General features: G+C 42.3%; 12 protein-coding genes. 10 read left to right on the top strand and 2 right to left on the bottom strand.

Annotation, left to right across the window (positions count from 1 at the left end; genetic code table 11):
- From K9M07_07140 to pgl, 3 genes are all read left to right on the top strand, one after another.
- On the top strand, nt 1–509 hold a 509-nt coding region (locus K9M07_07140; GenBank protein MCF7852996.1), incomplete at its 5' end, for a glucose-6-phosphate dehydrogenase.
- A 53-nt stretch (nt 510–562) separates the two neighbouring features.
- Entirely contained in the window at nt 563–1,645 is a 1,083-nt protein-coding gene (locus tag K9M07_07145; GenBank protein MCF7852997.1) for a glucose-6-phosphate dehydrogenase assembly protein OpcA, read from the top strand.
- On the top strand, nt 1,638–2,381 hold the full coding sequence (pgl, locus tag K9M07_07150; protein ID MCF7852998.1) for a 6-phosphogluconolactonase: 744 nt from the start codon (nt 1,638–1,640) through the stop codon (nt 2,379–2,381). The genes K9M07_07145 and pgl overlap by 8 nt, the downstream gene beginning before the upstream one ends.
- Before the next feature lie 35 nt (nt 2,382–2,416).
- Here the strand turns inward: pgl and K9M07_07155 are convergent, their stop codons facing one another.
- Nucleotides 2,417–2,890, bottom strand: a complete 474-nt coding sequence (locus K9M07_07155; GenBank protein MCF7852999.1) for a peptidylprolyl isomerase — start codon at nt 2,888–2,890, stop codon at nt 2,417–2,419.
- Between the two features lie 199 nt (nt 2,891–3,089).
- On the bottom strand, nt 3,090–4,760 hold the full coding sequence (locus tag K9M07_07160; GenBank protein ID MCF7853000.1) for an ankyrin repeat domain-containing protein: 1,671 nt from the start codon (nt 4,758–4,760) through the stop codon (nt 3,090–3,092).
- Between the two features lie 34 nt (nt 4,761–4,794).
- Here K9M07_07160 and K9M07_07165 point away from each other — a divergent pair, with 34 nt between their 5' ends.
- The 7 genes from K9M07_07165 to K9M07_07195 all read left to right on the top strand — a co-directional run bounded on the left by K9M07_07165 (nt 4,795) and on the right by K9M07_07195 (nt 14,858).
- The gene (locus K9M07_07165; protein ID MCF7853001.1) at nt 4,795–5,925 is read left to right on the top strand and encodes a SprT-like domain-containing protein; all 1,131 of its coding nucleotides are present in this window, start codon (nt 4,795–4,797) and stop codon (nt 5,923–5,925) included.
- A gap of 37 nt (nt 5,926–5,962) precedes the next feature.
- Nucleotides 5,963–8,680, top strand: a complete 2,718-nt coding sequence (locus tag K9M07_07170; GenBank protein ID MCF7853002.1) for a bifunctional acetate--CoA ligase family protein/GNAT family N-acetyltransferase — start codon at nt 5,963–5,965, stop codon at nt 8,678–8,680.
- Between the two features lie 224 nt (nt 8,681–8,904).
- On the top strand, nt 8,905–9,948 hold the full coding sequence (locus tag K9M07_07175; protein ID MCF7853003.1) for a hypothetical protein: 1,044 nt from the start codon (nt 8,905–8,907) through the stop codon (nt 9,946–9,948).
- A gap of 8 nt (nt 9,949–9,956) precedes the next feature.
- On the top strand, nt 9,957–10,943 hold the full coding sequence (locus K9M07_07180; protein MCF7853004.1) for a hypothetical protein: 987 nt from the start codon (nt 9,957–9,959) through the stop codon (nt 10,941–10,943).
- 20 nt (nt 10,944–10,963) lie between these two features.
- Nucleotides 10,964–11,524: an SET domain-containing protein-lysine N-methyltransferase gene (locus K9M07_07185; GenBank protein ID MCF7853005.1), complete on the top strand. Its 561-nt coding sequence runs from the start codon at nt 10,964–10,966 to the stop codon at nt 11,522–11,524.
- A gap of 241 nt (nt 11,525–11,765) precedes the next feature.
- Nucleotides 11,766–12,560, top strand: a complete 795-nt coding sequence (locus K9M07_07190; protein ID MCF7853006.1) for a BolA/IbaG family iron-sulfur metabolism protein — start codon at nt 11,766–11,768, stop codon at nt 12,558–12,560.
- 432 nt (nt 12,561–12,992) lie between these two features.
- Nucleotides 12,993–14,858, top strand: a complete 1,866-nt coding sequence (locus K9M07_07195) for an ankyrin repeat domain-containing protein (protein MCF7853007.1) — start codon at nt 12,993–12,995, stop codon at nt 14,856–14,858.
- Nucleotides 14,859–14,966 lie beyond the last annotated feature (108 nt).

Consider the following 14,966-nt stretch of genomic DNA (forward strand, 5'->3'; position numbering starts at 1 on the left):
AACTCTTTGTCAATAACTGGAGATGGGATGGCGTCCCTTTCTATTTAAGAGGTGCAAAACGCCTTCCTAAACGAGCTACGGAAATTGCCGTCACTTTTAAAACCCCTCCCGGTCATCTCTTTCAATTTAATGACAAGCGCAACTCAAACAATGTGCTCGCCATTCGCATTCAACCCAATGAAGGCAGCTCTCTAAAGATCAATTGCAAAGTTCCGGGTCCGGCCAATGTGATTCAACCGGTCAAAATGGATTTCCGTTATGGAGCTTTTTTTGGTCTAGCCCCCCCGGAGGCTTACGAGCGCCTTATTTGCGATTGTATGGCAAAAGACAATACCCTCTTTGCCCGAGAAGACGAGGCTTTCAATTCATGGCGAATTATGACACCCCTTCTAGACTACTGGAAAGAAACTAAGCCTAAGGATTTTCCAAACTATCAATCAGGGAGCTGGGGGCCGGAAGAAGCGGATAAAATGATCGAAGCTGACGGCCGTCATTGGCGATTGATTTAAGGAATGATTTAGATTATAATTCTTTTTAAAACCCTATAAACCATTTGTGATATATGGAAACAATGCAACAAGTCGATCCTGCTGACATCGAAAATCAACTCGTTAAAATTTGGGATTCGTTGCAAGGCAAGAACAAGATGCGCGCTTGCCTTTTCAATCTTATTATTTATTCAAATAATGACGCCCGCAAGACCTATTTGCAATCCGTTGCCGAGCGCGTTATCAAACGATTTCCCTGCCGGGTGATCTTCCTCACCGAGGATACCATCTCTTCCGAAGACTCTCTTAAGTCATTTGTCTCAGTCATGACTGCAGATGAAGGTGAAAATGCTATTTTTTGCGATTTAATCCAAATTGAAACCTCGGGAAAAGAGCGCGATAAAGCCCACTTTCTCATTCTTCCCCATATTCTACCTGACCTCCCTATCTATTTTATTTGGGGGGATGATCCGGCACAAAATGAAAATCTTCTAAGCAAAATTAAAGCTCTATCTTCAAAAACGATCTTTGACTCTGAAACGGCTGCCGATCTCAAAGAGTTTGCCGCTTCCGTCTTTCTTCACCGGCAAAAAACGGAAAGCGATATTGCAGATCTCAACTGGGCCCGTGTTGAGGGTTGGCGCAATTTAATGGCCTCTCTTTTTTATTGCCCCGATAAACTTGAGATCCTGCAAAATGCCGATCGTTTGGATCTGATCTACAATGATCGCAAAACCGATCAAGTCCAAAAAACAATGATCCAAGCCCTCTATCTTCAAACTTGGATTGCGATGTCTTTAGGATGGAAACTCAAAAGCGCTGAAGAAAAAAAGTTTATCTACCACAACGGTAAAAAACACATCATTGTAGAACTCTCCCCCGTCGTTTTAGATAAAGTCAAACCGGGGCGCGTCACAGCCGTGAATATCATCGGAGAAAATAATCAAAGCTATCACCTTGAGCGCAAGAAAAATCACCCTTATATCATCGATGTTAAATACTCAACGGCAACGCTCTGTGAAACTCCCGGTCAATATCTTTTTGATAAAGAAGAATCGGGCCAGTCCTTCACAACGGAAATTTTCCACAAAGGGACCTCAAAACACTTTTTAAAAACACTGAAATCTATTTTAGAAGGGGCCAACGACAATGACTAAAGAGATCAAAGTTGATGAGAGAAGGGTATTAAAAATTCCCGGATCAAAAGAGGAAACCCTTCAATTTTGCACGCATCACTTTATTCAATGCGCTCAAGAAGCCATTCAAGACCATGGTTACTTTTATGTGGCCCTCTCAGGCGGGTCAACACCCAAGGCTATCTATAACCAACTCGCATCCTCTGACCATAACTTGCTGGACTACTCCAAAGTCGTTGTCTTTTTTTCCGATGAACGCTCTGTTCCCCCAACCCACCCCGACAGCAACTACAAGATGGCAATGGATAACGGATTTAGCAAGCTTCCCATTCCCTCTGAACAGATTTATCGAATGGTTGCTGAAGAAAATATCGCTGAAAATGCCCTACTCTACGAGAATGAAATTTTATCTATTTTAAAAGATCGCCCCTTTGACTACATAATGCTCGGCATGGGAGATGACGGTCACACTGCATCCCTCTTCCCGGAAACGGATGCCCTGCATGAGACAAAACACCTCGTCACCGCTAACTTTGTTCCCCAAAAACAAACCTGGCGCATGACTTTTACCTATCCCCTGATTAACCGAGCCCGTCATATCGCCATTTATGTCATTGGAGAGAGTAAAGCAGATCGGCTGGCTGCCGTTCTCAGCAGCAAACAAGACTCTCCCTACCCCTCAGCCCATGTTGGAACAAAATCGCATCCCGCCCTCTGGATAGCTGACGCTTCCGCTGCCGGAAAGTTCCACAAATAAGCAAAAAAAAACCTCTCATTCGAGAGGTTTTCTTTTTATTTGACGTAAGCCTTCAAGATTTTTTGCTCATTCACAGGTCGATCGAGTGGACCCGTTTCTGTCTTTTCAATCTTTTGAACCACATCGTATCCACTTGTTACCTCACCAAAAATGGTATGCTTTTTATGTAACCAAGGCGTTTCAACGGTGGTGATGAAGAACTGACTTCCGTTTGTATTTGGGCCGGCATTTGCCATTGCAAGCAATCCCGGTTTGTCAAACTTAGCTCGATCAGAGACTTCATCTTCAAAAGCTGCCCCCCAAATCGATTTTCCTCCACGTCCGGTCCCTGTGGGATCTCCCCCTTGAACCATAAAATCTTTGATCACTCTGTGGAAAATAAGCCCATTATAATAACCTTGCTTTACAAGTTTAACAAAGTTTTCACAAGCCTTAGGGGCAATATCAGGCTTTAAAGTGATTTCAACATTTCCCTGCGTGGTTTCAAACACGACAATTTGATCTTTCATTTCGCTCTCCGAAGCATTTAAAATGGTTAAACTACAAACACTCAATAAAAAAGCAATGATCTTTTTCACTATTCCTCCTTATTAACTCACTTTTCTCTCAATCACACACAAACCGCGCTTCAAGAGAAGTCTATGATAGTGTAGCACCAAAAATAAAAAAAAATCACATTTTATTTACTCACATCCTCATAAATTCAGACTAAGTTGTGGGCAATGCCTGCCAAATCCCAATGGTTGGAAATCCTCCTAACGCTAAATAATGGCATCTGAAAGATTTTAAAATTTTTAAGATGTTAGGAGAGCTCAGAGACAAAGCATCCCTATACACCTTAACTCTTTTTGATCTGGTGATTAAAAAACTTTCTTCCCTTTTTGGCATATAAAGATAAGCCCCTCTTTCAAGTAGAGATCTAACAACAGACTCCTCCTGAGCCTTGACTGCATGAAATAAAGGCGTTTTCCCCAAAGCATCAGCAATATTAACACGAGCTCCGGCTCCAATTAATATCTGCGCTATTCTTTCGAATTTATTCCTTATTGCATAGAGAAGAGGCGTTTGATGAAATGCCAATTGAATGTTGGGGTTAGCCCCATGCTCCAATAAAAGTAAGACAAAATCAGAGTCATTGATTTTTATAGCGCTCAGAATAGGCGCCTCCCCTTTAGAGCGAAAATTAGCACGAGCCCCTCGAGATAAAAGCAGCTCAACCATACCGGGCTTTTTTCTCTCGATAGCACGAATCAGTGGGGTCTTCCCGGCACAATCGACATGATTAACATCCGCTCCTGCTCCTGTAAGGATGCGAACAGCTTCTAATTTCCCACTTTCAATCGCTCTAAAAAGGGGGGTCATTCCAGATTTATCAACATGATCGATATTAGCCCCCAAATTGATTAACGTCGTCATTGCAAACGCATTTCCTTTTTGTGCCGCTCTGGAAAGAGGGGTCATTTGGCAATAATCCATAGCGTGGATGTTAGCTCCATGCCAAATTAAGGTCCTCATTGCAACATGATTCCCCGCTTGCACTGCACTGCTAAGAGCGCTCATTCCCATCTTATTTCTCAGAAATATATTTGCCCCTCTATCTATTAAAATTCGAACAATATGCGGATGATTTGCACCGGAAGCCGCAATTAATGCCGTCATTCCCGATCGATCTGGGATATCAATTTGTGGCCCCCATAGCTCACAAGGGATCAATGCTTCAACCCCTAATTGGCCTGCTCTTACTAATCGAATTAACGTTAAATCGGAATCGTCAAACTGTTCTTCAACCTCTTTTAAAGCGGTGAGCTGCTGAAATTGTTTCTCGCTTGAGGAAAGATGAGTATATATCTGAAATTTCCTTGAGACAATAGGGCTCATTGACTGCAAAAATCGCCTTGTTATTTCAAAAAGATCTCTTTTTTTTAACAAAAAATGAATCATCGACTGGGCCCGAGGACAGATTGCATACGCTCGGAAGAGCTTTTCATTTCTGAGAAAAACAAGAAGTCTTTTTTCAACAAAATTGGATATTTTTCTTGGGGTCGTATTTTGCTCATTTCGATTTAATAAAAAACGATAACCAAATTCATAGACGTCTTTGATATAATGCTGAGCAGCCTTCAGCTCGATTCTGAGTTGCTGTCTTGTCATATAGTGCAATGGATTGCCTTCATAGAAAAGATCGGAAGCTCGGTCAATAATAGGAATCATAACGCGACAAGGTATTCTTACTTGTCTAATGAATAGGCTTCCTAAACTTTTAATCACAGATAGAAACTCCTCTATCGGCAAAAATCTTTGAATTGCACGCGCCTCATATGATGATAAATAGATCAGCATTTCTGCACTGGTGCGACTAACTGAGCTCGAGCTTGCCATATGCCTCCGGAGGTTTTGGGAAGGAAATATAGGAATGAGCGTATTATTTTTAAACAAAAAAATCTTGTTTGAAAGAAAGATTTCACACGAGTACAATGAAAAACTAAATTGCAGGTTAAGAGGTATTTCAGTGACCATTCTCTACTCTCAGTCTATCTTAAAATCGCTGAGTCGCTATACCGAATGCGCAAAAAATATTTTACAATATGAAATGCAATTTGAAGTGAAAACAAAGCGCTTTGTCTATTGCAATTATCTCTATCCGATTCAAATTGTCTGTTTTGAGCACCCCACACGTCTTGGTTACTTTGATCCAAAACTATATGAAATCGGTATTCATATTGACCTTGCTCTCAATGAATCCGCTGCGATCGATGTTTTAAAACATGAACTCGTTCACTATATCACCTATTTGGAATATGGGAAAACCGATCACGGCGCTGAGTTTCAGGCAATGGCCCAAAAATTTGGATTTCCAAAAGAGATCGCAAAAGCGACAAGTCATTATCACCATCCCACCTCACTTAAAGCCGTAGAAGAAAAAATCCAAAAACTTCTCCGCCTAGCCCAAACTTCAAATATCCATGAAGCTGAAAGCGCTCTTCTCAAAGCAGAAGAACTCATGCTAAAACACGATATCCATGTCCACCCCGATAGAGAGGAGACGTTTGCCATTAAACGCGTTCTTAAAGAAAAGCGCACCTCGCAAAAACAACGCTCTATCGCTCAGATCCTCAAACACTTCAGTGTTGAAACCATCTTCCACCACGGAGGAGGTTCAAGCTATTTGGAACTTATCGGATTGAAAGAGCACGTAGAAATCGCAGCCTACGTTGCCGATTATCTTTCAGAAAAACTCGAAGAGCTGTGGCTTAAGGTAAAAAAAGAGCACAATCTAGGTGGGATGAGCTCTAAAAACTCCTTTTTTCTCGGTATTGCCAAAGGCTACGATGAGCAAAAACGAACCCACATTAAGGAGAGGGCTTTGATTCAAGCCAACCTCAAACGCGCCCTAGCAATGATCTATCCAAGCCTTGCTTCATCGCGCTCGTTTTCCTTACATGACGCGACCTCCCACTCACTCGGTCAAACCGCAGGTCGCTCTCTTAATATTCATCCCGGTGTGCATCAAAAAAATCAAAAGTTCCTTCAACATAAAATTTGATTCTGATAAGCCAAAGATTGAAGATAGGTGCAATCTTATGGCGGAAAAAACAGACCCCTCACAGAATTTTATCCGTGGATTGATTAATCCTCTTGATAGCTTCTTTAACCCTAAATCCATTGCTGTGATTGGCGCCACCGAAAAACCCAAATCCGTTGGTTGTACCCTGACAACAAACCTCATCGACTATGGCTACAAAGGCCACATCTATCCCGTTAATCCTAAATATGAAACGCTCTTTAACTTAACGTGCTACCCCTCTCTTAGCTCGATCAAAGAACCGGTTGATCTCGCGATCATCATCACTCCGGCTCATACGACTCCCCCACTTATTAAAGAGTGTGTCAAGCACAAGGTGTCATGTATCATCATTATTTCTGCCGGATTTAAAGAGCTCGGTGAAGAGGGCGAAAAGCTCGAAAAAGAAATACTCCATACCATTCAGGGAACACAAACGCGCATTATTGGTCCTAACTGTCTTGGACTGATGAACCCCCACTCTAATCTCAACGCCTCCTTTGCCGCAGATATCCCCCTAAAAGGCAATCTCGCTTTTATTAGCCAATCGGGAGCCATGTGCACATCGATTTTAGATTGGAGTTTAAAAGAGAAAATCGGTTTTAGCTCTTTCATTTCCATCGGATCCATGGCCGATATCGGTTGGGGCGATCTCATCGACTACTTTGGACACGATCCTAAAACGGATATTATTCTTCTCTATATGGAAACGATTGGCGATGCGCGCGCTTTTCTCTCTGCAGCTAAAAAGGTGGCTCTGACAAAACCGATTATTCTCATTAAAGCCGGATCTTCGGAAGAAGCCGCTAAAGCTGCCGCTTCTCATACGGGTTCTCTTGCCGGCTCCGATGATGCCTTTAATTCGGCAATACACCGCGTTGGGGCCCTTCGAGTGACCTCAATTTCAACGCTATTTTCCATTGCCCAAGTTCTCGCGAAACAACCCATCCCCAATGGACCTCATCTCACCATTATCACCAATGCTGGGGGACCGGGCGTTCTGGCAACAGATGCAACGATTTTCGGAGGAGGAGAACTCACCGAGCTCTCCCCCGAAACAATCAAACAGCTCAATCAAATCCTTCCGGCGGCTTGGTCCCACTCCAATCCCGTAGACATTTTAGGAGATGCCACACCTGACACCTATGCTAAAGCTATTGAGGTGGTTGTCAAAGATCCTCATTCGGATGGGATCTTAGTGATCCTCACGCCTCAGTCAATGACAGACCCAACTCAAACGGCTCGTATCATTGCTAAATATGCCAAATCGGATAAACCGATCTATGCCAGCTGGATGGGAGGTGAATCTCTTGAAAAGGGCATTAATATCCTAAGTAGCTCCGGCATCCCTCATTTTGAATATCCGGATGAAGCCTGTCATATTTTTGGTAAATTATGGCGCTATCGCAATCGACTCAAAGCGCTCTATGAAACGCCTCATTTGCGCGAAGGCAATATGCATCCTGCCGATATCCAAACCCGCTACCGCGATGTTGATCGCATTCTGACGAACGCTAATCGCGAAAAAAGAGTGTTGCTTACTGAATACGAATCAAAACAGGTCCTCGATGCCTATGGTATTCCCACCGTTAAAACAGAGCTCGCCGCGACAAAGGAAGAGGCCATAAATGCTGCTCGGCATATTGGCTATCCCGTTGTGCTTAAACTCCATTCCGAAACCATCACCCATAAAACTGATGTCGGCGGTGTCAAACTCAACCTCTATTCCGATGAAGCCGTTGCCCATGCTTTTGATGAAATTCAAGAGTCTGTCACGGCAATCCATGGCCTAGGTCACTTTCAAGGTGTCTCCGTGCAAGAGATGGTCAAGGAAAACGGCTATGAAATCCTCATCGGAAGCAATGACGATCCCCAATTCGGCCCTATTCTCGTATTTGGAACCGGTGGCGCTCTTGTCGAGGTTTTTAGAGACCGCTCCCTTGCAATTCCCCCTCTCAACTCGGTCCTTGCCCACCAACTCATGAGCGAAACAAAGATCTACAAAGCGCTGCAAGGGGTGCGCGGCAAAAAACCGATTGATTTCAATGAGCTCGAGCGCATTTTAATTGTCTTTTCCCAACTGATCATCGAACATTCTTGGATTAAAGAATGTGATATTAACCCCCTTCTTGTCTCTGAAAACCGCATCGTTGCGCTTGATGCCCGCTTTGTGCTTCACGAGAATGAAAGTCAATGCGTTGTATCAGCTCTTCATCCTTATCCCCATCTATATATTGAAAGAATCTCGCTCAAAGATTCGAGCAATATTACCTTGCGCCCCATTCGTCCCGAAGATGAAGCTAAGATGAAAAAATTCCATGAAGAACTCTCTGAAAATACGGTCCGCAGCCGCTTTTTAAAGTTTATGGCCCTTGATAAGCGCATTGCCCATGAACGCCTTGTTCAGGTCTGCTCCATTGATTACGACAGGGAAATGCGCTTTGTTGCCGAAACGGATGAGGGCGATGTCGTTGCCGTCGGCAGCTATACAAAGCAACCCAACAGCAAAAATGCCGAATTTAAACTGATTATTACCGATCGCGCTCAGGGTAAGGGACTTGGAAAAAAACTCCTTCAAAAGCTCATTGAAACGGCCCGCCGCCGCAACATCGATTATCTTTTTGGAATCATCCTGAATCAAAACACCATCCTCCTTAAAATCTGCGAGGATCTTGGCTTTGAAATAGCCCCCCTTCCTGAAGAGCAGAGCCTTTTGGAAGTCAAACTTAAGTTATAACTAAAATACGACCTATCTATCGCTTATCTCACATATTATCAATGAATTATGCCTACTAAAAATTAGAGGTCTCCTCTTCACTAATGCCCCAATCCCTCGTTCGATTACAAAACACTTTGTTCTTTAATTAATTTGCCTTTTTTTTCACAAAATTGTTATAATTGTTGTCATAATACATTTTTTAAAACAGAAATAAGAACACCCTCTGAAATAAAAGGATAATTATGGCCAGCTCTTCTATTTCACCTTCAAGCCGGCGCAGTCCCGAAACTACTGAAAGCTTAACAGTATCGCCTAGAGATATTTTGCAGGAATTTCATCAAAAAATCGCCGGAATCTTGCCTTCACCCCTAACATTACTCGATACTGCAATTAACTATCGACGTGTAGACGATATTACCTATTTATTATCAAAAAACTTGATTCCGGAGGCGAAAGTTATTGAAGGGGCGCATAAAGTTGCGAGGATCGGCAATCAAGAATTACTGACCCCTTTTCTCAACAGAATGAGTCCGGATCAAATCAATAGATTTTTGGCTAACTGCCTTAATAATGGTCGCCTTTCATCGATTCAATGTTTGCTTAAGACGGGTTTAATACCACATGAAATGCTCGCCACCTTTGCCGATCAAGTTATAATCAACAATCACGAGCATCTACTGGTGCTATTTTTACCCTATTTATCCTCGGAAAAACTTGCGCATATCACTCTGACGTGCGCTTGCAACTATCAACTGCCTTTATTGATAGCCGAGCTCAATTATTTACGCATAACCCGCCCTGATTTTAGACAAACGGTGCTCAACACCATCGCAGCGCAAATCACATCCCGTTTCAGCCCTTCCGATCAATTCTTAATTTATGGACGACTCATAGATCAGGCGACCCTCCTTGGCGACTTCTTTGACCTCATGACTCCAATCATCCGGAGCACAAGCTTAGAGCTGTTTTCCGCGCTAATTAACCAAAGCATTATTGATAATGACCTCAGTAAACTGAGATACTTGCTTGAAAGTTCACATCACCCCATCTTTTCAGAACCATACCCCCATAACACCATAACCATAATGACCAATGCCTTTTATTATGCAGCTGAGCAAAATAACACGCCTATTTTAACATATCTCTTCTCCCTATCAATTAGAGGACGCTCCTCTAATTCTTTAATAGATAGGCCATTATTTGAACAGATACGTGCAGCAAGATCCTTAAATAATACTTCCTATTACAACTTTTTGAACCTCTATAACTCAAGTTTACTCCATTAAAATAGTCTATGACGCCTCACTCTCCTACAGCGCCTTTGGATCCACCACCAAGCTCGGTATTTGGAACATCGATTTCTTCCTATCCCGCTCCCCAACGCCTTTTAGTATCCTCTTTCAATCCGATTATTGAGCTTGAATTTGCTCTTAGAGAACGCAATATCGAACACATCACCTATTTGTTATCGACACGAGCTATCCCGGAAAATATCATTTATGCCATTGCTCATCGAGTGGCACAACTTGGCGATCAAACTTTACTATCCCGCTTTTTGAGTGCAATGGATGGGAATAGAAATATACATTTTTTTGTTAAGTATCTATCCCGTGGGCCACAGAACCTATATGAGATGATTGACAATGATCTCGATCGAGTCATTGCACAAAATTGCACCGGATCATTACCACCACTTCTGCCTTTTTTATCTCCTGAACAGTTCTCTAAAATGATCTTGCATTGCGCTGAAAACAATCAAGGACCTCTTTTAAACATCGTCTTCATTTACCTCAGAATAGCTCCCGCCGATATCCTATCTACAATTCACACTGTTATTAATTATAAAATTGCATTTACCTACGATCTTTCCGAGCAAATAACCGCTTATGAAAGCCTAATTCAGATGGCTCAAATGATCAACGGCTATGACATCATCACTCCAATCATCCAAAAGGCATCCCCGCAGCAATTCTGCTCTCTTGTCATTAATAGCATTATTGAAAACCGTCAAATAGCATTAGCGTATTTACTACGGCACTCAGACCACCCTGTTTTTTTTCCCGGAAAAGAAGTAGAACTTAGAACAGTCATCACAAATGCTTTCTATTTTGCAACTGAAATGGGAAATGACGCCATTCTGCATCTTTTATTTTCCATTCCATTCAAAGGTGTTCGGCTTAAATATTTCATCGATACCGAGCTTTTCGATCAGCTGAGACATTCGCGCGCTTTAAACCCCTCCCATCTTAGTCATTTTATTCAATTGCTTCATAGTTCATAGTTGCGATAAGGAGGATAGATATGCCAATCCCTTCTTATCGCCATATTGATCAAATCACCTTCAACAGCCCCGAAGAGGAAAAAAGCATTTTCGAGCACACTCTTGCTCACTATCGCGCCGGCCGAGTGACTAAAGAGGCCATCGAACTTGGAAAACAATATGGCAGTCACATCGCTTCGGCCTATATCCCTCAAGTCAGCGTCCGCTATATCAGCGAACAAATCGGGCATGGCCTGTTTGCTGAAGAGGAAATTAAAAAAGGAAGCTTTGTCGGTGAATACACAGGCATTGTCCGGCGCAACCCGCCCTATCCCGTTATCTTCAGCGACTATGCCTATGAATATCCGGTTCCCGACCTCATTGGTCGCAGCTTTGTCACCGATGCCATTGCAGGTAATCTCACTCGATTCATCAATCATAGCCGCACGACCCCCAATTTAAAACCCCTTCATGCCTATTGTGGCAACTATTACCACCTCATCTTTCTTTCCCTTCGCACGATCGCTCCTAACGAGCAACTTCTCTACGATTATGGGCATCATTACTGGAACCTACGCGCCCACCCCCATGACCTAATATGAATTTAAAGAGATATACCGCTCGTCATTCAAGAATTGTTTTTTTTGTCGCCGGCATCCCCGCTTGATCGATTTACCTCACCTCTGCCTATTGTCAATAGCGCGTCGGTTCGGTAAAGGGCCTTCGGCCCGATCGACCATCGCTATAGCCGGCTTCTAAAAATTCCAACTCTTGAATCACTTTCGGTATATTCAAAAATCTGAAATCGACCTATAATGAGCCGTGTAACGCAAGGTTTAAGTCATGCGCCCTATTCTCTATTCAAGTCCTAAATGCCCCTTTTCTCTTCGAGCTAAAATGGCCCTCTCCTATGCTCAAAAAACGTTTGAGCTTCGAGAAATTGCCTTAAAGCAAAAACCGGCTGATTTTTTAAGGTATTCTTCAGATGGAACTGTCCCTATTCTCCTCTTATCTAATGACAGGGTGATTCAAGAGAGTCTCGATATTGTTCAGTGGGCCCTCCCGGATGAAAATTTGAATTTGATCTCATCTTTTCATCCCCAATTCATTAAGGCCTTCCACAAAACAAAAACGAATGATTATAGTGATTTAACGCTCATGATTGAGCCTTTAAAAGAGCTTTCTCTCACGCTTGAAAGCCCCTTAGCGCGCATCACTTTTTTCCCTTTTGTAAAGCTGATTGAGCGCAACGCACCAACTTGGCTTACCGAGACGTTCCCTCATTTCATCAAATGGATTGAAACCATTGAAAATGATCCTTCATTAACTCCGGCCCTCACACGCTTTAAAATCCATGAAGAGGGGATGCACCCCCTCATCATCCACCAACACATCCCCTCCTTAGCCGAGCAAATTAAAATCAAACTTCAAACACATCTTTCAACCCCCTCCATCAATATCATCGATGAGAGTCACCTCCATGGGTATTGCCATGGGCTTGAATCCCATTTAAAAGTTGAACTCCCCCTTGAGCTATTTGCCGGTCTTTCTCCGGTTGAGCGACACCGCAAAATCAACACGATCTTGCGCGAAGAAGTGCAAAAACTCCACGCCTTCTCCATCCACTTTTCTAAGTGATTTGGATGATACCATTTATCAAAAATAACGTTGAGTTGTGCAAGGAAGCTGCACAAATTTTTGTGTCTGGAGCGAGCGACCATTGCCGGTAGGCAAGGCGCGAGTGAAGACCGAAAATTTGTTTGCAAAGCTAACGCAGCACAACTCAACGTTATTTTTGATAAATGGTATGACTTCTATTTTTTAAATTAAAACGATGAGAAATGCGGACTAGCCTTCTTCTGAAGGCCTATGTTTGCCACCGCCATTCAAAATATAACCCATTCATTACCAACAAGTTAAATCCTATCTTGTAAATAACTAACTATAGGCAACTTAAAACAAGTTGAATTTGAAGTTATTTAAATAAAACAACTTAAATTAAAACATTTTATTATTAATAAATAATAATTAAATTATTTGTTATAATAGTATTAAATACAGGAGTTTTATATGACAATAACTTCAAATACGAATCCATCCCGGCCGGTAATAGAATCCCCGATAACTAGGTCGACTTCAGATGAGCTAACCGAGAGAGTCTCATCAGCCGGGGTAACCGTTATACCCACTGTTGTCATTCCAACAGAAGCTCCCGGAGAAGGACGGCGTACATTTGGCGCCTCTGTGTGTTTTTCTCTATCTGAAATACTGGGGCGAATTCGCAACTGCGTTACCGGAACATTTATTCTTCCTAATGGAACAAGAATAAGAAATAGCGATGCGATAATAACGCTAGAGAACGCAGCAAGTAATGGTCAATTAGAAGTTATCCAACATCTGCTTTCTAATCGAAAAATTCGTCCCGATGATTTACGATTAGCTCTTGCACCGGCTGCGAGCACCGGTCAATTAGAGGTTCTTCATTATTTACTTGATGGAGACAGAGCTATCCATAGTGATTATTTAGGCGATGCTATCATAGGAGCTGCCGAGAATGGTCAATTAGACGCTATTCGATTTATACTTTTTACCGGTAGAACCATTAATGATCATCGTTTAGGAAGAGCTCTATGCGGGGCTGTAGATAACGATAAACTTGAAGCTTTTGATGTTTTTCTTTCTTTAGGGGACAGGATAAGTCCATATTACTTAGGTAGTGCTCTTAAAGTAGCTGCAAAAAAGGGAAATCAAGAAATCGTCGAGAAGTTGCTCGCTAGTGGCAGAATTAAGCCTGATGACTTAGGCGTAGCCGTCAAGTTTGCAACACAAAAGAACAAATTAGAAATCGTTAATATCTTATTGTCACATGAGTGCCCCATTAGGCCTGATGATTTAGGTTCAGCCCTTTTACATGCAGTAAGAACAGGAAAGGATGATATCATATCCGTATTACTTTCTAGTGGCAGGCCATTTTCTGATCATCTTTTAGGGCATACCATCATAGAAGCTGCAAAAAATGGAAAGTTAGATGTTATTAATTATGCATTTTCAAATGGCTTTCCTAATGGGCTTAATGTGGCTCTAGCTATTACAGAGGCGGTTGAGCACAAACAATGGGATGCGATTTCTTGCTTACTTTCTGACGGTAGAGATATAATGCATACTTCTCTAATCAAGGAGCGTATTTTAAGCGCTTCTGCAAGGGGTCATGCAGATGTTGTTGAATTTTTTATTCGGAGATATCCTATAGATCGTGATCTCCAATATTCTGCGATTTCACGGGCTTCAGGACCGGAAGCAGGACGCATTCGAGATATGCTTGAGATGGCCCGAATTGAAGAGCGCACCCGTGAAATTGATCCTCGTCTTGTCGGCCAACGTTTACTAATTGGAACACTCTTCTGTACCTTTGATGATGTCAAAGCCAACCCATTGAGCTATTTAGAAACAATTTTGGAAAAAGGATTCCCAACAAGAATTCACCTTATTGACACCCCTCAAGCGATCGATCTTGGAGGAGTGACAAAACAATTTATCACAACGCTTGTAGAAGCGCTTGTGACTGAAAAAACATTCTCTATTATGGATATCAAGATACCGCTAGTCTTAAGAGAAAAAACTACAGATAAAGGAAGACTGACCAACTTAGGACAATTATACTCCCTTCTTCACGCACGAAATAAGGGAAGAAGTGATTATTTTATCATTGGAGCATTGTTCAATCCTAAGTTCTTTGAGATGCTGCTCGCAGTGAAGGCATCAGATGACACCGATACAAAAGAAAAGGCGATTGTAATCCTTCTTGACTCCATTAATTCAGAAAAATTCGGTTCTTTGAAGACTATCATTCTTGATCCATCCGATGCGCACCGGGAAGAATATGCAGCAATAGAAATGTGCGAAAACCCCCTGTGTCAGCGTAGTTGTCGCATCTAACTAGACCAAAGGAGTCTGAATATGATGAAGACAAAATATTCAAAAGCATTTAAAATAGAAGCTGTTAGGAAGGTAATGTCAAGAAGCTCTGACACCTCTATTAGTGCT

Source organism: Simkaniaceae bacterium, from assembly GCA_021734805.1.
In the GTDB taxonomy this organism is placed as follows: domain Bacteria; phylum Chlamydiota; class Chlamydiia; order Chlamydiales; family JACRBE01; genus Amphritriteisimkania.

Bases quoted from the DNA above. Each gene is read 5' to 3' on its own strand.
- K9M07_07165 (MCF7853001.1), top strand. From the start codon at position 4,795: ATGAGCGTATTATTTTTAAACAAAAAAATCTTGTTTGAAAGAAAGATT.
- K9M07_07175 (MCF7853003.1), top strand. From the start codon at position 8,905: ATGGCCAGCTCTTCTATTTCACCTTCAAGCCGGCGCAGTCCCGAAACT.
- K9M07_07180 (MCF7853004.1), top strand. From the start codon at position 9,957: ATGACGCCTCACTCTCCTACAGCGCCTTTGGATCCACCACCAAGCTCG.
- K9M07_07155 (MCF7852999.1), bottom strand. From the start codon at position 2,890: ATGAAAGATCAAATTGTCGTGTTTGAAACCACGCAGGGAAATGTTGAA.
- K9M07_07170 (MCF7853002.1), top strand. From the start codon at position 5,963: ATGGCGGAAAAAACAGACCCCTCACAGAATTTTATCCGTGGATTGATT.
- K9M07_07145 (MCF7852997.1), top strand. From the start codon at position 563: ATGGAAACAATGCAACAAGTCGATCCTGCTGACATCGAAAATCAACTC.
- K9M07_07185 (MCF7853005.1), top strand. From the start codon at position 10,964: ATGCCAATCCCTTCTTATCGCCATATTGATCAAATCACCTTCAACAGC.
- K9M07_07195 (MCF7853007.1), top strand. From the start codon at position 12,993: ATGACAATAACTTCAAATACGAATCCATCCCGGCCGGTAATAGAATCC.
- K9M07_07160 (MCF7853000.1), bottom strand. From the start codon at position 4,760: ATGGCAAGCTCGAGCTCAGTTAGTCGCACCAGTGCAGAAATGCTGATC.
- K9M07_07190 (MCF7853006.1), top strand. From the start codon at position 11,766: ATGCGCCCTATTCTCTATTCAAGTCCTAAATGCCCCTTTTCTCTTCGA.
- pgl (MCF7852998.1), top strand. From the start codon at position 1,638: ATGACTAAAGAGATCAAAGTTGATGAGAGAAGGGTATTAAAAATTCCC.